The sequence below is a fragment of the Granulicella mallensis MP5ACTX8 genome (assembly GCF_000178955.2).
GTDB classification, from domain to species: Bacteria; Acidobacteriota; Terriglobia; order Terriglobales; family Acidobacteriaceae; genus Granulicella; species Granulicella mallensis.
Map to the genome: position 1 here is coordinate 4,240,214 of NC_016631.1, position 19,760 is coordinate 4,259,973.

Sequence of the window (19,760 nt, forward strand, 5' to 3'; positions counted from 1 at the left end):
GCACACAACGATGACCCGGTTCGACTTCCTAAGAAATTCAGGCTTGATCGCAGCAGGCTTTAGCTTTCTGCCGCACACCACATGGGCGACGATCAACAAACCCCAGGGCAGCAAGCAGGTGAGTACGCGAGAGCTGGCCGAGTATCAGATTGTTGTGCCCGACCAGGCGAGCGCTGTGGAACAGCAGGCCGCCGAGAAGCTGCAACAGTATCTGGCTAAGATCGCGCACAAGAATCCGGTGATCAGGAAGGAGGGCGACTATCGGAGTGGCCCTGCCTTCTTTATCGGTCAAACACGCTATGCAAAGACGCAGAAGGTTGACTTCAAGCAACTCAAAGAAGATGGATTTGCGTATTACCCCGCCGGGAAGAAACTGATCGTTGCCGGTGGCTCAGGAAAAGGGGTGCTGTACGGCATCTATGGCCTGCTGGAGCTCTGGGGCTTCAGGATGTACAAGTCCACGGTGATCCAGGTTCCGACGACAAGCTCGGTCAGCCTTCCGACCAAAGAGGTCGTAGTCGTTCCTGTGGTGGGATACCGCACCACCTCTTACCCAGACACTCTCAAGCCGGAGTACACAGACTGGCACAAACTTTCTTCGCGGGACGCCTGGGGATTGTTCGTTCACACCTTCAATGAACTGCTTCCCCCGGACCAGTACGGCAAGACGCATCCTGAATACTTTTCTCTGATCGACGGCCACCGGCAGCCGGGCGCGCAGCTATGCCTTTCTAATCCCGAAGTTCTCCAGATCGTGATCACCAACTTACGCACGAAGATCGCCGCGAATCCCAGCGCCACCTATTGGTCGGTCAGCCAGAATGACAACGATCAATACTGCCGCTGCGGCCCCTGCACGACGCTCAACACCAAGTACGGCAATGTGCCCAGCGGATCGATCCTGTACTTCGTCAACGGCGTAGCCAAAGCGTTTCCCGACAAGACGATCTCTACCCTGGCTTACTGGTACTCCAGAACGCCGCCGCAGAACATACAGGCCGAGCCCAACGTCAACATCATGCTGTGCAATATCGAAAGTCGGCGGCACGCTCCGGTCTACGAGACCGATCCTCGCTTTACCCAGGAGTTCCTGGCCTGGAATAAGATCGCCAGCAATATTCTTATCTGGGATTACGATATCCAGTTCACCAACCTGGTAAGTCCCTTTCCGAATCTCCACACCATCAAACCCAACATCAAGTTCTTCACCGAGCACCACGTCAATTCGCTCTACATGCAGACGAACGGCCAGGTCGGCGGCGAGATGGCCGCGCTGAGAGCCTATCTCATCGCCGAACTAATGTGGAATCCGGAAGCAGATGACAACGCCATCATTAACGAATTCCTGAATGGCTACTACGGAGCCGCCGGGCCTTACATCCGTCAGTACATCGATAAGATGCGGGAATCGCTGCTCGCCACCGGCTTCAAGCTCGACATCTTCGGCAGCCCGGAAGCGGCGAAAGACGCCTATCTGTCCGTGGACATGCTGAAGGTCTATCAGTCGTTATTTGACCAGGCAGAAAAGGCTGTTCAAACAAACCCGGAGTTACTCACACGCGTGAAGATCGCGCGCCTTCCGATCGTCTATGCCGAGATCCAGATCGGTCGCAACGAAGTCGATACGCCGCGGAGCATGTTCGCGCATACGCCGGATGGCAAGCCGTTCGTAAAGCCGGAGATGAAGGCGCTCGTCTATCCCTTTGTAAGCTTGTGCAAAGAAGATGGAGTGACGAAGGTACGAGAGAGAAGCACAACACCGGATGACTACCAGGCCTCCTATGACAGGGTCTTCCGCAACATGGACGAGATCTCCAGGAACAAATCCTTCAAAAAAACAATCACTCCTGTAACTCTCCCTGAAGGGGGAGAGGCTGTCCTGCCAAAGCTGACGGACGGCATCTTCGGGTCCTGGGAGTCCTGGAGTTCGCCCGATATTCATTGGGTCTACTACAAGGGCAAGCACATGGACTTCGTCCTGGATCTCGGAGAGGTCACGGATGTTCAATCCATCAGCATGGACTTTCTCAATGCCCAGGCCCAGCCCGAATGGAACATCATGGTGCTGCCGACCTATGTCACCTATGCCCTCTCGGCCAACGGAAAAGACTTCGACAACGAGATCAAGATCGTCAACCCGAACAATCCAAACCCCAAGGAAAATCCGGATATTGCCAAGGTTCCGCTCCAATCATTCCGAGCCGCTCTGAGCACGCCCGTCAAAGCTCGATACATAAAAGTCCACGGCGAAAGCATGCTCCACATGCCTTCCTGGCATATCCTTGCCGGCCACGTAGCCGAAATTTACACCGATCAGATCGTCGTTACATAAGCCATTTCGTAACACCTATGCGACGATAAACAGCATGAGTGAACTAGTCAGCCTGAGAGGCAAAGCCGTCCTGTTCGATATGGATGGAACGCTCGTCGACTCTACTCCGGTCGTAGAACGCACGTGGAAATGGTGGGCGGCACGACACAACCTCTCTCTTGAAGAGGTGCTATTGTTCTCCCACGGGCGTCCGGGGATAGCCACTCTTGAGCAGTTTCTCCCCGGACGAGACCATTCGGAGGAACTGGCGGAGCTTGAGCATTCCGAAGAGACACAAACGGAAGGAATCCTGGCTGTGCCGGGAGCCGCAGAGGTTGTGCAGGCGCTCCAGAAACAGAATCACCCCTGGGCGATCGTGACCTCCGCCTGGAGGAAGCTGGCCGAAGCCCGTGTCATCGGCGCGGGCTTGCCTCTACCCAGGGTGATCGTTCCTGCGGATGAGATCCGCAACGGCAAGCCCGATCCGGAAGGCTTCCTTCTCGCAGCGGAACAGTTGGGCGTAGCACCGGAAGAGTGCATCGTCTTTGAAGACACACGCCCCGGTATCGATGCGGGGCTGAGCGCGGGCATGCAGGTAGTGGGTCTCCTGACGACGTTCTCAGCCCAGGAGTTGCGCTACCAGCCTCTCATCCGTGATTTTCGCGATGTCTCGATTCGGAGCGAAGGCGAGTCTCTGAAGATTGAACTCACTCAGAGGTAGCTTCCTTCGACCACGGATCGTACTCGCCCAGCGCCCATATCTGTCCTTCGGGATCACGGACAATAAAAGAACTTCCGCCGTAGCTCTTGGTCTCCATCTCCTGCATGAACTCGGCTCCCGCTGCCTTTGCCGAAGCATAGACAGGACCGCAGTCCGGCACGATCAGATACACCGAAGAGGTAACAGCACCTACCGAGTGTGGCTGAACAAACCAGTGAGCCGTTTGCTGGTTGTGCCCGGACGTCCCGATCATGACCATGCCGTTACCTAGAACCAGTTCAGCATGTTCGACGATGCCGGCCGGGCTACGGTATACCGCCTTCTCGGTAAAACCAAGCGCCGTCTTGAGCCATTGAATCGCTTGGTCGGGGTCCACGTATCGAATCGCCGGGATAGTAGTCACGCGTATGTTGCCAGGGTTTTTCATAGCTTCATCCTCCACCTGTGATCCTCCCTCTACAGATCTCCAAAGTCTTGTAAAAATCGGAAATCCACGGACACGCAAAACAAAAACCTTTAGCCCTCCCGGACATGGTTCGCCCACTCACCGACGGACACTACGTAGGTTGACGGGTCGATACCGGAGAACGCCTTGAACTCTCTGCAAAAATGCGACTGGTCGTAATAACCGCAGTCCAGCGCGAGTTTGTCCCACCGCGGGATTTGTCCAGCGTGCAGAAGCCGAATCGCTCTCTGGAAACGTGCCGTGCTGGCCCACTGCTTGGGCGACAGGCCGACCTCCGTCTTGAATACCTGATGCAGTCTCCGCTCACTAACACCCAGCGAGCACGCCACCTGCTGTACGCTGTGCTGCCGAAGCAGTTTGAGCCCCTCAACAACCAGGGGCTTTCGCGCAGCGCTCCCGTGGCGCGTCAGGGAGAGCAGCCACTGCTCAACAGCCGTCAGCTTCTCAACAGGATCTGGCAACTCGCGCAGGAGGTCTCGCAGGTCCGTCCCTGAATGCACATCCTCCACGGGAATGGACTGCTCAAAAATAGCTCCGGCATCTTCCCGCACGAGAGGTGCAGCACCCCCCGGATGAAACAGGATACCGACCAATTCCAGCAGGTCTCGAGAATCAATCAGCTCATATTGACTCCGTGGGCCCACCAGTAATGAAGGAGAAAGCCTGCCGATCTCCTCGCCGGTCTGCGCGCAGCAGTCCGTGAGTGCATCCGATGCCAGGTTGAAGAGAATCTGCACTCTTCCCGTAGGAAGCACCCGCTCCCGGGCATGAGGCAGGGCAGGCGCCCGGCAGTACCAGAGGCGATCTACAAAACACGCAAGCGGGAGAACCGGCCGACGTTCAAGGTAGATCATAAGCATCCCCTTTGGCCTACAAGTGTAGATCGTGCCGGCGAGATCAGTCACGAGCAGCCAACCTATCGATAGCGGTCCTCCGCATGCGGCCAGTTACTATGGAATCTCACGAAGACGGTTTAGTTCCGCGCCGGAAGATACGGCTCGTACAAGGGTCAACCTGGGTTTCCGATAACGAACGATGTTGTTTAGGAGTGAGGATATGACAAAGTCTCCCTGGGGACCTGCCGCTGCCATCGTGGTAGCTCTTATGTTGCTTGCGCAGCCGATACGGGCGCAGTTGACGATGTCGGACGTGGACCGAGGCACCAACGCGCCAGCGGCGGGCCCGCTGCCGGAGTGGGACGTCGCTGTGATGAAACCACATCCCGCCGAGGATCACTCGATGATGTGGCGGATGACGGAGGATGGCCTGAGCCTGATAAACCTGCCTCTGGAGTCGATGATCTGCAGCGCGTGGAACCTGAAGACGTATCAGGTATCCGGCTTGAGCGGTTGGATGAAAAGCAGCACCTTTGACCTGACCGCCAAGGTGAGTGGCGACGACGTAGCCGCCTACAAGAAGCTGAGCGTGGCGCAACGTGAGCAGATGCTGCAGAAGCTGCTGATCGAGCGCTTTCAATTGAAGGTCCACATGGAGACGAAGACCCTGCCGATCTATGACCTCGTGGTCGACAAGAACGGGTCAAAGCTGAAGGTGTCGACGGCCATCGAGGCGCCTTCGGACGAGGAGAGGAAAGCGAATCCTGACAAGTACAAGAAGGGCTCCATGATGATGGGCCCCGGAGCGTACGAGGGCACGGGCATGCCGGTGCAGTCACTGACGAGCACACTGGGGAGTGTGCTGGGCAAGCCGGTGCACGACGCAACAGGGCTGACGGGCCTGTATGACATCACGCTCCACTTTCGCCCGGAAGAGGCAGAGGCTGGCAACGACGACAACGCCGATGCACCGTCGGTCTTCTCTGCAGTGCAGGAGCAGTTGGGGCTGAAGCTGCTCCCAAACAAGGGGCCGGTGGAGACGCTGGTCGTGGATGCAGCCCAGAAACCGGAAGTGGACTAAGCGTGCAACATTACGAGATATTACGAAATCCATGGGCCATCGCCCGTCATGCACCGGATCAATCACGGTAGGCTGACTTATCGGTACTGACCCAAGTCGACGTTGACGTGAGTAATAGAATTCTGATGTGACGAAGCCAGAGTTGAAAGTGCAGCTCCATCCAGGATGGCGCGAAGTCAAAATCCCTAACGCTCCGACCACATACGTCCGAGGTGCCACATCCGACTCTGGAGCGCTGCAGATCTCGCTCGCCCAGTTCAGAGCCGGCAAGCTTCCTAATGCCAGCGAGCAACTACTCGTTGCAATCTGCGAGAAGATGGCGAGTAATGTTCAGGGTGTCAAGGAGAAGTCGAGCCGTTCAGGCATCTGCGATTTCGGAATGTTCGGGACTGTCGTAGTTAGGGGGAATTCCCCCAGCTACTTCCAGGTCTGGGTACTCTCGAACGTCCGCGAATTCATTCTGGTGACTCACACCTGCGCCAAGGAGCCGGACCCGGTTGAGATTGTTGAAGCAAACGAGATTGCATTGAAAATTGGATGTACCTGGGCATGACTCACTTTGAACTCGGCAATCGTCAATAGCAGATTCGGCCCCGACAAAACGCGCTTTTCAGAAGCAATGGTCACCGACGATATCGGAGTGTTGTTAACCACGCTTCGTCGCGATTCGGAATGGCGGGATCGCGCAGGTTTCAACGGCCACCCCAATTTGATTCCCTCCACAAACCTACTGATGCAATGAGAATCCAGACGGCAAAGCTGCCTCAAGAGTGATTTGTTCTCCGGTGATGGGGTGGTGGAATCTCAGAAATTGGGCGTGCAGGAAATACCCACCATCGCCCGGCAGCCCGGGGCGATCTTCAAGAGGCTGGCCGTTTAAGCCGTACAGAGGGTCGCCTACCAGGGGATGGCCGATGGAGGCCAGATGGATTCTGATTTGCTGAGGGCGGCCCGAATGCAGGCTTACCTCAAAGGTTGTGGTGCTCGTGGTGCGTGAGATCACCTTTGCCAATGACTTCGACGGTTTGCCACTGGGGCTGGCGGCCCACACAGAACCGATGAGCGGGTGCGGTACAAGGCCGATGGGGGTGAGAATCTCGTAGGCGTCTTGCTGTGCAACGCCTTGAGCCAGCGCTCGGTAGATCTTTTGAATTCTGGAGGTGTTCCAGTTTGCGGATAGTTGAGAGGCCGCCTGCGGTGTTTTGGCGAAGAGAACGATGCCGGTAGTGGCGCGGCCCAACCGGTGGACAGGGTTTGCGTTGGGGTTTTGCTTTTGCACCAGGCGCAGGAGTGTGTTTTCCATGAAGCCGCCGCCGGGGAGGGTGGGCAGCCCGCTGGGCTTGTTGACGGCCAACAGATGGGAGTCATCCAACAGGACTTCGAAGTGCTGAGGAGAGTCTGGTTCGATCCAGGGTGGACGCTCCCAGACAAGGGTTTGGCCTAAAGTAACCGATTCGCTTCCGGTAGCGATGATGCCGTTGAGGGTGACTTCGCCGCTGTCCAGATTTTGTTGCCAGGCTTGTAGGGTTGAGTGGGGGTAAAGACTTGCCAGGTGGGAGAGCAGGGTTTGTCCACGGGATTTGCTGCCGATGATTGTCGTGTAGGCATAGCCCCGGTTGAGCATGTGGTTTGAGTCTAAGCTATGGTATCTACTGCAGGAGTTGCCGGGTTTCGAGCGTCACTGGATTTAGAGCAGTTTCCCCCATAGCCGTAGAGTTTTCTTTTTCGAATTCCCTAAAAACTGTCATCTCAACCGGAGGTGGCGTTCTTTGCCACCGTAGTGTTTTTTGTTTTATGTCTCCGCACAGAAGCGTCATCCTGAGCGGAGCGTCCCAGCTTTTGGGGACGCGGAGTCGAAGGACCCCGAGGGTTACCCTCTTGCCCAGACTCTTAGAACCTTTTCAACCTCGATCGCTCGAGCCTGAACTCTCGTGCTGGAAAGATCCCAACAGCCTAGGCGAGATCAAGTCCTTCGGGGTCCTTCGACTCCGCACCTCGCAAAAAACGCGAGGCGCTACGCTCAGGATGACGTCTCTGTCGGGGAACAAAAAAACTATGCGTGCAACGAGCTTGATTTCGCTCTACGACCGGGGGCCCCGATTCGTCAGATACGACCTAATCGACTCTCGAATAACCTGCTACAGCAAATCTCCTGTAGGTGTATAGCGAAACCACGACGCTTATGGCCGTTTTCCCCCAGAAAAACGGCGCTGCACACCCGATCCCACTTCGCAGTAACAGGAGATTTGCTCTAAAGTGTGGGGATGCTCAGAAGACTGGTTTTCGTTGCTCTTCTTTTAGGCGCCTGCACACTACACGCCCAAACCCCTGCTGAGGCGGCTGCCAACGAGGGAATCTGGCAAGGCTACGACGGCGAATGGCGATACGTTTCGCGCCTGCTGATCTCGATGGCCGAGGCGATTCCGGCCGACAAGTACGGTTGGCGGCCGGAGCCGGGAGTGCGCTCCGTGAGCGAAGTGCTCATGCACATCGCCCAATCGAACTACTACCTGCTCAGCGTAACCGGGCCGAAGATGCCGCCCGAGCTTGCATCCAACGATGTAGAGAAAAAGATCGTGTCCAAGCCGGAGGTGGTGGCCTACCTGCGGCGCTCTCTTGAGGCGGTGAAGACAGCGCGAGCCCAACTGAAGCCTGGCGATCTGCAACGCAAAGTGAAGATCTATGGCGAACCCGTGAACGTAGACGGGATGTACCTGCGGATCATCTGTCACGATAACGAGCACATGGGCCAACTGATCGCCTACGCCCGCATGAACGGCATCGTGCCACCTTGGTCAGCAGGCGTGGTGCTCCCGAAATAGGCCACCCGGTTCGACGCAAAATTTGTTTGTCGTTCGGCTCGACGTAAATGCGGGAACCGGACCGTTCGTTCAGCCGTATGATTCCCACAAGGAGTCCTACGCCCATGTTCCGCATCGTTCAGCGACATCTTGGTTTGCTCGCGGCCCTTCTCATCTTCGTGCCTGCCCTCTGTGTGCACGCGCAGACCCCTATCGTGGAAGAACCGAACTATACGCCCACGCTCACCTTTGACGTTGCCACCATCCGTCTTGCACCGCCGCCGGACGCCAACTTCCACGTATCCGTCTCCAGCCCGCCGCACTCCAGCCGTTTCGAAGCCACGAACCTTCCGATCAAGGCCCTTCTTCAGATTGCTTACGGCTTCGAGGCCCCGGTTACCGGCGCACCGGACTGGGCCACGAACACGTTCTACGACATTCAGGCCCGCTCGGACGAAGCCGCCGACGCCAGGCTCGCCAAGCTCACCGCTAACGAGGTCCGGCTGGAAAAGCGAAACGCGATTCGCGTGTTGTTGACCGAGCGCCTCGGCCTGAAGACGCATCTTGAAACGCGCAATAGCGCCATCTACAACCTCGTTCTGGGTAAAGGCGGCTCGAAGCTGCAGGTTGTGCCCCCGCCGCCCGAGGGTGAAGCGCCGGCCACGCCTCCACCCGCCAACGTTCAGGCGCATGGGTCGCAACATGGCCTTGAGCTCGACGGATCGAATGCCCCGATGCGGGCCCTCACCGCGACTCTGGGCGCGATGGTAGAGGCGCCCGTCGTGGATAAAACGGGTCTCACCGGAACCTACAATTACACGCTTCAGTTTGGCCGCGAGTGGTCAGCGCACGATCCGGACAGCTGGCCGTCGATCTTCACCGCGATCCAGGAGCAGCTTGGGCTCAAGCTCGAAGCGGTACACGAGTCCGTGCCCAATCTCGTGGTCGACCACATCACGAAGCCAACAGAAAACTGATTTACAAACTAAAGGAATCCGATGTATCAGAGGCACCACTCACAATCCACCGGCACCCCTCTCGATCTCAACGTCGTGCCCAAGGTTGGCATCATCGGAGTGGGCACCATCGCGGAGGCCCTGACGATGGGGCTATGCGGGTTCGACGACCAGCGTGCGGAGATCCTTCTCTCTCCTCGAAACGACACCCTCGCGCGCCGGCTTGCACTCCGGTACCCCAACGTCAAGGTCGCCACCGATAACCAGGCTGTCGTGGACGGAAGCGAAATCGTCGTGCTCGCAGTGCGGCCGCAGGTGACCGAAGAGGTCCTCGGAGCCCTGCGCTTCCGGCCCGATCAGCAGATCGTCAGCCTGATTGCAACCTTCAGCGTCAAGCGGTTGTCGTCGCTGGTGGCGCCGGCGAATGAGATCTCCCGCGCTATTCCGCTGCCGCCGATTGCGGAGCGACAGGGGCCGCTGGCTCTCTACACACAATCTGCGGAGATCCTGCGGTTATTCGACGGGTTGGGAAGCCTGATTCGCGTTGAAGACGAGGCACACCTCGATCTGATCAGCGCGGTCACCTCGCTCATGGGCACATACTTCGGCATGATGGGGACCGTGGACGATTGGCTGATCGAACGTGGTTTCAAGCCGGAAGCCTCACGCGCCTATGTGGGCGAGATGTTCTTCAACCTGGCCTCGGCTGCGAGAAATCGTTCGGCAGAATCTTTCACCAGACTCAGCGCGGACTACTCGACCCTTGGCGGCCTCAATGAGCATGCCTGGCGCGAACTACAAGCCGCCGGGTGGGCAGATCATCTCCAGGCTGCACTGAACCTGATCCTTGACCGCATCCACGGCCGCGCGACCTTTGACACACAGCTCCCCGGAGCCGCGAATCCTCGCATTGATCAGCGCAAGAGCTAGGGTGTGTCATCAAATTGCTATTTCGGATTGAAAATCGAGCCGTGCAAACAGCATCATGAGGCAAGACTCGGAAGGGAACGGCTTCAGCCGGGCCGTAAAAGCCGGAGCCAAGCCCTTTCCACTCTGCCGAAGAACCGGGCCCCGGCGAGCCGCTTTCGCTCGCTGGGTGGTAACGCTGGAGCAAAGGCGTAGCCGAAGCGACTGAATTGCTTTTTTCGGTGCTGCCAAGACTGTGCATGACTCTCCTGCTTACGCAGAGCGGGTAAAAGCAACCCGCTCTGCGTGAAGCACGCTCCTCACTGGTTCTTCAACGTACGCAGCACGATGTCCATCAGAGGGGCATCTGAAGCAGGGTTCTGGCCTGTGATCAACTCGCGGTCTTCAATCGCATGCGGCTGCCAGGCTTCCGCCGCATTCGAGATACTTCCTCCCGCGACCTGCAGAGCATCCTGCGGGAAGAAGAGCGGATCGCCCTTGAAGACATACTGGGCAGCAATCTTCTCTTCTGCGTCGCTGAAGATGGTCATGTTGTACCCGGCATAGGGCCACCCAGCGGCGATCTTGCGGGCCGCATCGAGATCGCCTGAGCGGAGCGCTTTCTGGTAGGCAATCGGGTCACTGGTTGCCGAAGCGAGAGCGACCGGTCCATGACACAGCAGGATGGTCGTCTTATTGTGCTTGTGGAAGTAGACAAGAATCTTTCCAAGCTCAGGGCTTGCCATCAGATCGATCATGGGCGCAGGTCCTCCGGGAACAAACACTGCCTTGTACTGATCTAAGCCGCCTTCGATCGCCTGACGAAGTGTCAGCGGATGATCGAGATCGCTCAACGTTTTCTGAAATTCCACGGCTGCTTTCAGACGCTCTTCGCTATCGCCAAAGTACGTCTTGTTGATGGAGTCGGCTGCCACTTGCGGTATGTTGCCCTTTGGATTGGCAAAGACAAGCTCATAGCCAGCGTCCTTGAAACGCATCGCGGGGTCGACCAGCTCATTGAGGTAATAGCCGGTCTCGAATGTCTTTCCATCTTTCAAAGGAAGTGTCGTTTCGCTCGAAAGAACTACGAGAATCTTTCCTTTGCCGTGCTGCGCCGAAGCGCCGCTTACTGAGGCTGCCGTGATTGCTGCTGCCATAACAATGTTCCTCCATATCTTCATGTCGTTCCTCTTTCTCGCCTTTCTGTCCCGCTGCTTACTTATTCTTGTGTCGAGCTGAGAGTCTCCTGCAGCACTTGTTCCAGTGTTGTTGCTGCAACGACGCGCTCGGCGCTCGTACTTCCAAATGCAATCCAGTGGCTGTTAAATCCTTCAATCATTTCGGCCATCGCTTCAGAAGAGCGCGGGGTGAGACCCCAGCTTTGATAGGTGGGGATCCATTGGTCTCGCGGAACAATAGAGGCCTTGATCTCCCTGCCGAAGACTTTGCTGAAGCTTGACGCAACGTCGATTGGAGAGAGCGCGGGCTCTGCTGCAAGCTCAATCACTCGATGACCCGACCATGTCTGCTGAAGCAGGTCTGCGGCAAGCGTGCCTATGTCCTTGGTAGCGATCATGGGCACACGCAAAGGCAAAGGATCGAGAAAACTCCAGAGCACGCCCGTTTCCCGGGCGGAAGAGATAAGTCCATGGAAGTTCTCCATAAACCAGCCCGCGCGAATGGCGGCCGTCGAGATCGGCAGGTTCGAAAAGGCCTCTTCCAGCGCGTGCAGCTTGAGGATGGCTCCAGTTCCGGTTTCGCGTTCGGCCCCGATGGACGAAAGAAAGACAACCTTGCGAACGCCCGCGGCCATCACCGCGTGCTTCAGGCTGGTCAGGTCCCTGGTGTTTTCCGCGAACATGTCCTGCGCCTCGAAGTAGGTCGGCAGCATGACGTACACGCCCTCGCTTCCCTCGAAAGCGCGTGCCATCTGATCTCTATCTGAAAGCTCTGCTGCGACGATCTCCGCGCCTCGCTCCCGCCATTCGACCGCTTTGGCCACATTGCGGACGACGCCCCGGACCTTATGCCCTTGAGCAAGAAGTGCCTTTGCTGCCGTGCCGCCCGTCTTCCCCGTGATGCCGATGACTGTGTACATATGTATCTCCTCAAATCAAATTTCCTGTTACGGCCAATAAGATTCGCGAGGATACGCACGCAATTCACGCATATGTCACACAAGACATATGATCTAAAATCATCAATATGGAGATAGACGCTCGTATCCTCGGCGGAATTGCCACACTCTCAGCCGTGGTTGAGTCAGGGAGCTTTGTGAGAGCAGCCAACACCTTGGGCGTCACTCAATCTGCGGTGAGCCGCGCGATCGCCAAATTGGAAGTCCGGATTGGCATACGGTTGTTTCATCGCACAACCAGGACCGTGAAGCTGACCGCAGAGGGCAAGCAGTTTTACGAGGAGATCGCGCCTCTGCTCGACGGCATTAAGAATGCTGTGACATTGGCGAGCGGAACAGGCGCCTCAGTCAAGGGGCATCTGCGCGTCAATATCGACCCCTTGTTTTCACGGCTGCTCATCGCTCCACAGATTGGGAAGTTCCTTGATCGTTATCCTGAACTTTCTCTGGAACTGGTGACACGAAGTTTGCTGGGAGATTTGGTCAGTGAGGGCTTCGATGTCGGCATTCGCTTCGGAGATCCGGCTCCATCTTCGCTTGTCATTCGAAAGCTGTTGGATACCCGCATTCTCACCGTAGCCGCACCCGGCTATATCAACAAATTCGGCCGCCCGAGCAAACCCACCGATCTCAGTCACCATAATTGTCTTCAATTCCGCAATTCTGCCACCGGGCAACCGTATGAATGGGAATTTCGTAGGGGCCGCAAAGTCGTCCCGGTCAAAACCGATAGCCGGCTTATGTTGACGGACGCGGGCACTCTGCTGGCGACCTGCCTCGCAGGCGTCGGCATCGCGCAAGTGATGAACCTTGAGATTCAGCCACTACTCCATTCTGGCAAACTCATCGATCTTTTCCCGGACTGGCCCGATGAAACATTCCCTCTCTACATGCTCTATCCCTCTCGCACATTGCCCCCGGCGAAGTTGCGGGTATTTATCGATTTCGTGCAGACCGTGACAGGGCAGCGTTCCGATGTCGCTGGGTAACGGCATCCTTACCGCGCTACAACTACAACTCCGCCAGGGGCTTCAGCCAGCATTTCCCCCGACATCCCTTCCCACAGCCCTCACGACAACCGCACACCCTCGTCCGCGATAAACTGAAAGAGACATGATTCCTACCCTTGAATGGACGCCTGAAGGCGTTAACTTCCTCGATCAGACCAAGCTCCCCCTCGAAGAGACCTACGTTCTCGCCACCGACTATAAGCAAGTCGCCACCGTGATCCGCGACATGATCGTGCGCGGCGCTCCCGCCATCGGTGTCTCCGCCGCTATGGGCGTTGCCATCGGCATCGACCGCAGCACCGCCACCACCATTCCCGCCCTCAACGAAGAGGTCGCCGTCATCTGCGAGACCCTCGCGAAGACCCGCCCCACCGCGGTCAATCTCTTCTGGGGCATCGCCCAGGTGCGCGATCTCTACAACGAGCTCGCCGCGAAGAATACGCCGATCCGGGAGATCAAGGCCGCCGTCGTAGCGTTGGGCCAGCGGCTGTACGACGAAGACATCGCCGCCTGCAAGCGGATGGGAGCCCACGGCGCCTCACTGATGCCGAAGGAAGGCACCGTGCTGACGCATTGCAACGCCGGTGCACTCGCGACCTGCGGCTACGGATCGGCACTCGGCGTGATTCGCGGTGCCATCGAGGCCGGCCACAAGATCCACGTGTTCGCCGACGAAACCCGTCCCTTCCTTCAAGGCGCTCGTCTCACCGCGTGGGAACTGATGAAGGACAACATCCCCACCACCGTTCTCTGCGACAACATGAGCGCGCACCTGATGAGCAAGGGCCGCATCCAGGCCGTGATCGTCGGTGCGGACCGCATCGCCGCCAACGGCGACACCGCCAACAAGATCGGCACCTACGGCGTCTCCATCCTGGCCAAGGAGCACGGGATTCCCTTCTACGTAGCGGCGCCGTTCAACACCATCGACCTCGCTACGGCACACGGCAACGACATCCCTATCGAGCAGCGCGATGCCCGCGAGGTAACCCACTCCAACGGCAAGCAGATGACCCCGGACGGCGTGGGCATCGAAAACCCCGCCTTCGACGTGACCCCCGCGAAGTACATCACAGCGATCATTACCGAACGCGGTGTGCTGCGCGCGCCCTTCGACGAGTCGATCAAGGCGATGGCGCAAAAGGGCACAAACTAGAGCATTTCCCCGGGAGCAAATCTCCTGTAGGTGTATAGCGGAATCACGGAAGTGCATCTTCCGTGGCGGATCTGCTGGATAGTGCTCGTCCAGCAGATCCGCCCCAAGGGTCAGCGATTTTAATCTTTGGCGTTGCACTTACGAGTTGAGTCTGCACTGGCAGCGCCCAGGTCCACGTGCGAGACGCCTCCGGCTTCGACAGAGAGCTTCCGAACAGCGTGATGAGGCCCACCTTCGACAATCGAGTAACGTCCCGGCTTGAGATTTTCTGCTTTATATGTCCCTTCACAGGTCGCCATGATACCGATGACGGAGCCGCTGTCATTTCCTGTGAGAATGATTTGAGCGCCGGGATCGGCACTGCCAACGATAGAGCCTGTCGACGAAGAATCTTGCGCCTGCAGAAGGCCTGGCGCAAGAGCAAGAAGGATAGCAGCGGAAAATATAGAGAATTTGAGCATCGATTCCTTTCAGGTAAAAATCTGGCTTTAGACATACAGGAGCAGCATCGAAGTCCTTCAAGAAAACGCTGCAGGCAATGGCAAAGTTTTTGGAAAACAATCCCTGGATGTGACAGAGGTGGGCCGAAACACAGTGAGTCCTGAACCTGATACGCACAAACTCAGAACTTTGTTCCCACTAAAAGCGACTAGGGGCTGTCATCAAACTGCTTCTGGAGTGAAATCGAACCGTGCAAACAGTTTGCTGCGGCATGGTTTCGTTAAGAGCATGGCTTCAGCAAACGATTTGCGCTGCTCAATCTTTACCTCGAATTGCAGTTTGACGACAGACCCTGGCAAAAAACAAGCAAAGGAACTTGCTGATGACAGCCCGCGTCTAATGGCTAGTATCTCCACCGAAATCACTCGGAGTCAGACGATGCGCCAATTCTTGCTGGGAGTCTTCCTCACCTGTTGCCTGGGCGGGTATGCCGTAGCGCAAAGCGCCGGCACGCAACCGCACCCAGGCAACCCCAGCAGCCTGCCACCAGTCGCAGTCGATGTCGTCGTACAGGACTCGAACGGCCATCCAGTCCACGGCCTCACCAAAGAGAACTTCCAACTGCTCGAAAGCAAGACTCCCCAGCAGATTCGCCTCTTCGAGGAGCACACCCCCTCGACCCCTCAGGGACACGCCCTTGGGTTTGCCGGGATGCCCCCAGGCACGTTCACCAATTACACGCCCGTGCCTCCCCATGGAACGCTGAACATCCTGCTGCTGGATGCTCTCAACACCTCGCCGAAGGACCAGGCTCTTCTCCGCAGCCAACTGCAGCAGTATGTGAAGAATGTCCCCCCCGGCACACACATCGCCATCCTGGGGCTGGCGAACCATCTCACCATCCTGCAGGGCTTCACCTCCGATCCGGAGACGCTGAAAGACGCGGTTGAGCACAAACTCATCCCGCGTGCCGCTATCCAGCTGGACCATCCCATGGAGAACGCAGTCAGTCAAGGAATGGAGCAGACAGCCACCAACCTGCAGGAGTTCGAGGCCGAACAGAAGTCCCTTCAAATGCGGCTCCATCCGCAGTACACCCTGGATGCCTTCAACCAACTGGCGCACTATCTTGCAGGCCTTCCCGGCCACAAAAACCTGATCTGGTTCTCCGGCGCTTTTCCTCTGGATCTCTTTCCCGATCCCACGCGCAAAAACACCGCCGCCGGTACGGAGTTGGACAGCAACGAATTGCACGAGACAGCAGACCTGCTCACACAGGGACAGGTAGCTGTTTACCCCGTGGCCATTAGCCCGCCAACCCCAGGCAGCACACCGTCCGCCGATCGCACAGCGATGAACCAGTTGGCGAACAGCACCGGAGGCCGCGTCTTCGAGAACACCAACGGGCTCTTCGACACCGTATCTAAAATCATAGCGGCGGGATCGGACTACTACACCCTGGCCTACATCCCGTCGAATCCCAAAGGACAGGAACCGTACCGCGATATCCGCGTCAACCTGGCCGGAGCTCCGGCCTCTCAGGGGCTTAAGCTCTCCTACCGCCAGGGTTACTACACGGACGATCCGAACCAGCCCAGCAAGGCGGCAGACCCCGCCCCGGCGGTGACAACTACGACCCCTCCCCCTCCTGCCCCCGCCGCGAATCCGGATACGGCCTCTATCGTCGCCGCAATGCGCCGGGGGGCTCCGGCCCCTGTAGGAATCCTCTTCAAAGTACGGGTGCTGCCCGCGTCCACCGCTACCGAAGATACCGTAGCCAAGGGCAACCAGCTCGATCCTTATATCCCCATGAAAGGCCCCTTCCAGCGCTTCGACGTGGATTTCGTCGCGCTGCCGAGCGACTTCCAGTTCACGCAGCTGAGCAACGGCCTCTATAGCGGTTCGATTGAGTTCAAAGCCTACGTATATGATCCTGATGGAAAGCTGTTGAACGCCGCCGGCAGCCTCCTCCACTTAGAGCTGAAGCCGGAGACCTATAACCGGTTCATGCAGGAACCCCTTGCGGCCCATCTTGAGGTGAGCTCGCAAGCCGGGCGAGAGGCCTTCCTGCGGATCGGCATCCGAGACGTACCCTCGAACCGGATTGGCGTCGTGGAGTTCCCCCTTTCGAGCGTCGGCCACCTCGCTCCGCCCGTATACCCACAACCCGCAGCGGCCCCCGCCACGGCTCCCGCGCACAGTGCCCCTACAACCCCATCGGCGACACCGGCCCCCCATTAAACCTTGCCCCATAGATTCTTCAACCCGCGCACCCGCTCCCTCGCACGAGGCAATGTTCTGGTGCTGGGCAGCGTGTTGGCCGCCATCCCGATATCCCACTTCCCCCACATTCGCCCGACGCTGCTGCTCATTTTTCCGGCACTCGTCGCGATGCTCGGAACGGCGGAGACCGTGCGCTGTATTCAGCGCCGCTGGAGCCTGTATCACGGCGGCGTCCTGCTCTGTATCTACATGGATCTCATGGCACTTGCGCTGCTGCTCTTCTTCCTGCTGTACCCCTATTTTCTATGGTTTAGCACTGCCCGCTAAGATCTCTAGAAAACCTGTCTGTCCGCTTTCTTGACACTTACCGCTATCGCCAAGCTATGCTCATTGGCGACGCGTTTTGTCCTACATCGGCGGGCGCACGACAAAAATCGACACTTTGCGCCGCACTCGATCCTCAGGAGCCCGACCTATGTCCGCAGCAACCTCCGAGTCCTACGACTCCGGCTTTACCTCAGAAGCTCCTACCGGTTCCAACGTACGCTGGTTCGTCTGCGCCCTGCTGTTCATGGCGACGACGATCAACTACATGGACCGTTCGGTCTTCTCCTTCATCGAGCCGTTGCTGCACAACGCCCCCTTCATGGGCTGGAACTTCGCTGCGGACGCGCATCACCAGCCCGTCTTCGATAACAACTTCGGCAACGTCATCATCTACTTCCAGATCGCCTACGGCATCGGCTTCCTGCTCGCCGGCCGCATCATCGACAAGCTCGGCACCAAGACCGGTTATGCCCTCGCCATTCTCATCTGGGGCGCGGCCTCCATGAGCCACTCGCTGGTCACCTCGGTCATGGGCTTCTGCATCGCTCGTGTCTTCCTCGGCCTCGGAGAGTGCGGCAACTTCCCTGCCGCCATCAAGGCCACCACCGAGTGGTTCCCCGCCAAAGAACGCGCCAAGGCCGTCGGCATCTTCAACTCCGGCTCCAACGTCTCGTTCTTCATCGCGCCGCTGCTCATCACCTTCGTCACATCGCGCTGGGGCTGGCGTTCGGCCTTCCTCGCCACCGGCTCCATGGGAATGGTCTGGCTGGTCCTCTGGCTGAGCTTCCCCTACAACAAGCTGCGTCGCGGCTCTACCACCACGCAGCGCAATCTGGAACCCGTCGTTGCCGGCGGCTCCGTCCTCGGCAAGATCCTCACCAACCGGGGAACCTACGCCTTCGCCATCGGCAAGGGGCTGACAGACGGCGTCTGGTGGTTCTACCTCTTCTATCTTCCCCAGTTTCTCAATCGCAACTACGGCCTGGATCTGGCTCATGCCTACTGGTTTATCGTCACCGTCTACGTCATCTCGTCGGTCGGCTCCATCGGCGGAGGCACTCTCTCCGGCTGGCTGATGGGCCGGGGACACTCCGTCAACAGTGGCCGCAAGATCGCTATGCTGCTGATGGCCATCTGCGTGCTCCCCCTGGTCTTCGTCCCGCACATGGGCACGCTCTTTCCCAACAACCCCTGGCCTGCCACGCTGTTGATTGCGCTGGCTGCGGCAGCCCACCAGGGCTGGTCGGCAAACCTCTTCTCTACCCCCACGGATATGTTTCCCTCGACCGCTGTTTCTACTGTCGTCGGCATCGGTGGAGCTGCCGGAGCAGCTGGTGGCGCAGGCTTTACCTGGGTCGTCAAACACAACCTCTCGCTGCACCCGCTGCTGGTCTTCGAGATGGCGGCCGGAGCCTACCTCGTCTCCCTGCTGATCTTCCAGGTCCTCGTCCCGCGCCTCGGAGCTCCTTCCGAGCCGGAGCTCCCCCTCAGCGCCGCCTGATCACAGGAGAGTGTCATTTCAAAGGACATGACTGCGGTCATGTCTTTTGAACTTTGGGGTGTAATACTTTCCCTGTCCTTCCGTCAGCATGTATAGCCGCGACAAACGGCCGGAAAGGAAACGACACCATGACGACCCAATGCACCTGCCCCTGTGGCCCGCTCTGCACCTGCCCGGACTGCAAAGACTGTGGATGCAACTGCTCCTGCTAATACCAGCCGGGGGATGAAGCGAACCTTCCTCCCCCGGCATCTATGACTACAGGCTTTTGCTGCTCTCTTATGCCCACCGAGACCATCTCCGCACTGCTGGACCGTCGCCGCGACTTCCTCGGCTTCGTCCGCCGCCGTGTGTCCGATCCCGCTGTCGCCGAAGACATCCTGCAATCGGCCTACCTGCGCGCGGTCGAGCACTCCAGCGGCCTGCGGCAGGACGAGTCCATCGTGGCCTGGTTCTATCGCATCCTGCGCAACGCGGTCATCGACCACTACCGTCATCGCGGCTCGGAGAACGCCACCCTCGACCGCTGGGCAACAGAGTTGGGAGCGGGCCCCGAAGAGGCCTCGGCCCTGGCTCCGCACGATCCGGCAACCTTCAGCTTCGTCTGTCACTGCATCGAAGCCGTGCTGCCGTCGTTGACCCCGAACTATGCCCAACTCATCCGCGAGGTCGATCTGGACGAGGCTTCGCTCACCGACTTCGCCCATCGCCACGGCATCACCGCCGGCAACGCCGCCGTCCGAGCCCACCGCGCCCGCGCCGCCCTGAAACGCGCTCTGCTGCGCACCTGCGGCGCCTGCGCCACGCATGGCTGCCTCAATTGCAGTTGCGAGTGCCCCGCCGCCGCGATGTTCTCCAACCGCAACTAACTGTAAACTGGCATTTAA

19 protein-coding genes are annotated in these 19,760 nt (G+C 58.2%); 13 read left to right on the forward strand and 6 right to left on the reverse strand.

What is annotated here, in order from left to right; translation table 11 throughout:
- Nucleotides 1–10: 10 nt before the first annotated feature.
- A complete protein-coding gene (locus ACIX8_RS16655; RefSeq protein ID WP_190273681.1) occupies nucleotides 11–2,332 on the forward strand; it encodes a DUF4838 domain-containing protein in 2,322 nt (773 codons plus the stop codon).
- Between the two features lie 34 nt (nucleotides 2,333–2,366).
- The gene (locus ACIX8_RS16660) at nucleotides 2,367–3,032 is read left to right on the forward strand and encodes an HAD-IA family hydrolase (protein WP_014266540.1); all 666 of its coding nucleotides are present in this window, start codon (nucleotides 2,367–2,369) and stop codon (nucleotides 3,030–3,032) included.
- On the opposite strand, the gene ACIX8_RS16665 is transcribed toward ACIX8_RS16660, so the two are convergent.
- Entirely contained in the window at nucleotides 3,019–3,459 is a 441-nt protein-coding gene (locus ACIX8_RS16665; RefSeq protein WP_014266541.1) for a VOC family protein, read from the reverse strand. The two genes, ACIX8_RS16660 and ACIX8_RS16665, sit on opposite strands and share 14 nt — an antisense overlap.
- An 89-nt stretch (nucleotides 3,460–3,548) precedes the next feature.
- Nucleotides 3,549–4,352 (reverse strand): helix-turn-helix domain-containing protein, encoded by an 804-nt coding sequence (locus ACIX8_RS16670; protein ID WP_190273682.1) that lies wholly within the window; start codon nucleotides 4,350–4,352, stop codon nucleotides 3,549–3,551.
- Between the two features lie 202 nt (nucleotides 4,353–4,554).
- On the opposite strand from ACIX8_RS16670, the gene ACIX8_RS16675 reads away from it, so the two are divergent.
- Together ACIX8_RS16675 and ACIX8_RS16680 are read left to right on the forward strand one after the other, a co-directional pair.
- Nucleotides 4,555–5,415, forward strand: a complete 861-nt coding sequence (locus tag ACIX8_RS16675) for a TIGR03435 family protein (protein ID WP_014266543.1) — start codon at nucleotides 4,555–4,557, stop codon at nucleotides 5,413–5,415.
- 127 nt (nucleotides 5,416–5,542) lie between these two features.
- Nucleotides 5,543–5,968 (forward strand): hypothetical protein, encoded by a 426-nt coding sequence (locus ACIX8_RS16680; protein ID WP_044176941.1) that lies wholly within the window; start codon nucleotides 5,543–5,545, stop codon nucleotides 5,966–5,968.
- Nucleotides 5,969–6,142: 174 nt separating this feature from the next.
- On the opposite strand, the gene ACIX8_RS16685 is transcribed toward ACIX8_RS16680, so the two are convergent.
- Nucleotides 6,143–7,039, reverse strand: coding sequence for an RluA family pseudouridine synthase (locus ACIX8_RS16685; protein WP_014266545.1), 897 nt, complete (start codon nucleotides 7,037–7,039; stop codon nucleotides 6,143–6,145).
- 640 nt (nucleotides 7,040–7,679) lie between these two features.
- Between ACIX8_RS16685 and ACIX8_RS16690 the strand changes: the two genes are divergently transcribed.
- From ACIX8_RS16690 to ACIX8_RS16700, 3 genes are all read left to right on the forward strand, one after another.
- Nucleotides 7,680–8,237, forward strand: coding sequence for a DinB family protein (locus tag ACIX8_RS16690; RefSeq protein ID WP_014266546.1), 558 nt, complete (start codon nucleotides 7,680–7,682; stop codon nucleotides 8,235–8,237).
- A 104-nt stretch (nucleotides 8,238–8,341) separates the two neighbouring features.
- The gene (locus ACIX8_RS16695) at nucleotides 8,342–9,193 is read left to right on the forward strand and encodes a TIGR03435 family protein (RefSeq protein ID WP_014266547.1); all 852 of its coding nucleotides are present in this window, start codon (nucleotides 8,342–8,344) and stop codon (nucleotides 9,191–9,193) included.
- 21 nt (nucleotides 9,194–9,214) lie between these two features.
- A complete protein-coding gene (locus ACIX8_RS16700; protein WP_014266548.1) occupies nucleotides 9,215–10,102 on the forward strand; it encodes a pyrroline-5-carboxylate reductase in 888 nt (295 codons plus the stop codon).
- 296 nt (nucleotides 10,103–10,398) lie between these two features.
- On the opposite strand, the gene ACIX8_RS16705 is transcribed toward ACIX8_RS16700, so the two are convergent.
- Both ACIX8_RS16705 and ACIX8_RS16710 read right to left on the reverse strand, forming a co-directional pair.
- The gene (locus ACIX8_RS16705; protein WP_014266549.1) at nucleotides 10,399–11,235 is read right to left on the reverse strand and encodes a type 1 glutamine amidotransferase domain-containing protein; all 837 of its coding nucleotides are present in this window, start codon (nucleotides 11,233–11,235) and stop codon (nucleotides 10,399–10,401) included.
- Between the two features lie 62 nt (nucleotides 11,236–11,297).
- A complete protein-coding gene (locus ACIX8_RS16710) occupies nucleotides 11,298–12,176 on the reverse strand; it encodes an NmrA family NAD(P)-binding protein (RefSeq protein WP_014266550.1) in 879 nt (292 codons plus the stop codon).
- A 107-nt stretch (nucleotides 12,177–12,283) separates the two neighbouring features.
- On the opposite strand from ACIX8_RS16710, the gene ACIX8_RS16715 reads away from it, so the two are divergent.
- Nucleotides 12,284–13,204 (forward strand): LysR family transcriptional regulator, encoded by a 921-nt coding sequence (locus tag ACIX8_RS16715; RefSeq protein WP_014266551.1) that lies wholly within the window; start codon nucleotides 12,284–12,286, stop codon nucleotides 13,202–13,204.
- Between the two features lie 124 nt (nucleotides 13,205–13,328).
- Nucleotides 13,329–14,381: an S-methyl-5-thioribose-1-phosphate isomerase gene (mtnA, locus tag ACIX8_RS16720; RefSeq protein ID WP_014266552.1), complete on the forward strand. Its 1,053-nt coding sequence runs from the start codon at nucleotides 13,329–13,331 to the stop codon at nucleotides 14,379–14,381.
- A gap of 119 nt (nucleotides 14,382–14,500) precedes the next feature.
- Here mtnA and ACIX8_RS16725 read toward each other — a convergent pair whose 3' ends face one another.
- Nucleotides 14,501–14,842, reverse strand: coding sequence for a carboxypeptidase-like regulatory domain-containing protein (locus tag ACIX8_RS16725; protein WP_014266553.1), 342 nt, complete (start codon nucleotides 14,840–14,842; stop codon nucleotides 14,501–14,503).
- Between the two features lie 418 nt (nucleotides 14,843–15,260).
- Here ACIX8_RS16725 and ACIX8_RS16730 point away from each other — a divergent pair, with 418 nt between their 5' ends.
- The 4 genes from ACIX8_RS16730 to ACIX8_RS16745 all read left to right on the forward strand — a co-directional run bounded on the left by ACIX8_RS16730 (nucleotide 15,261) and on the right by ACIX8_RS16745 (nucleotide 19,742).
- Entirely contained in the window at nucleotides 15,261–17,063 is a 1,803-nt protein-coding gene (locus ACIX8_RS16730; RefSeq protein WP_014266554.1) for a VWA domain-containing protein, read from the forward strand.
- A gap of 3 nt (nucleotides 17,064–17,066) precedes the next feature.
- The gene (locus tag ACIX8_RS16735) at nucleotides 17,067–17,372 is read left to right on the forward strand and encodes a hypothetical protein (protein WP_044176945.1); all 306 of its coding nucleotides are present in this window, start codon (nucleotides 17,067–17,069) and stop codon (nucleotides 17,370–17,372) included.
- A gap of 148 nt (nucleotides 17,373–17,520) precedes the next feature.
- On the forward strand, nucleotides 17,521–18,873 hold the full coding sequence (locus ACIX8_RS16740; protein WP_014266556.1) for an MFS transporter: 1,353 nt from the start codon (nucleotides 17,521–17,523) through the stop codon (nucleotides 18,871–18,873).
- A 254-nt stretch (nucleotides 18,874–19,127) separates the two neighbouring features.
- Nucleotides 19,128–19,742: an RNA polymerase sigma factor gene (locus tag ACIX8_RS16745; protein WP_044176947.1), complete on the forward strand. Its 615-nt coding sequence runs from the start codon at nucleotides 19,128–19,130 to the stop codon at nucleotides 19,740–19,742.
- The last annotated feature ends 18 nt before the right edge of the window (nucleotides 19,743–19,760 follow it).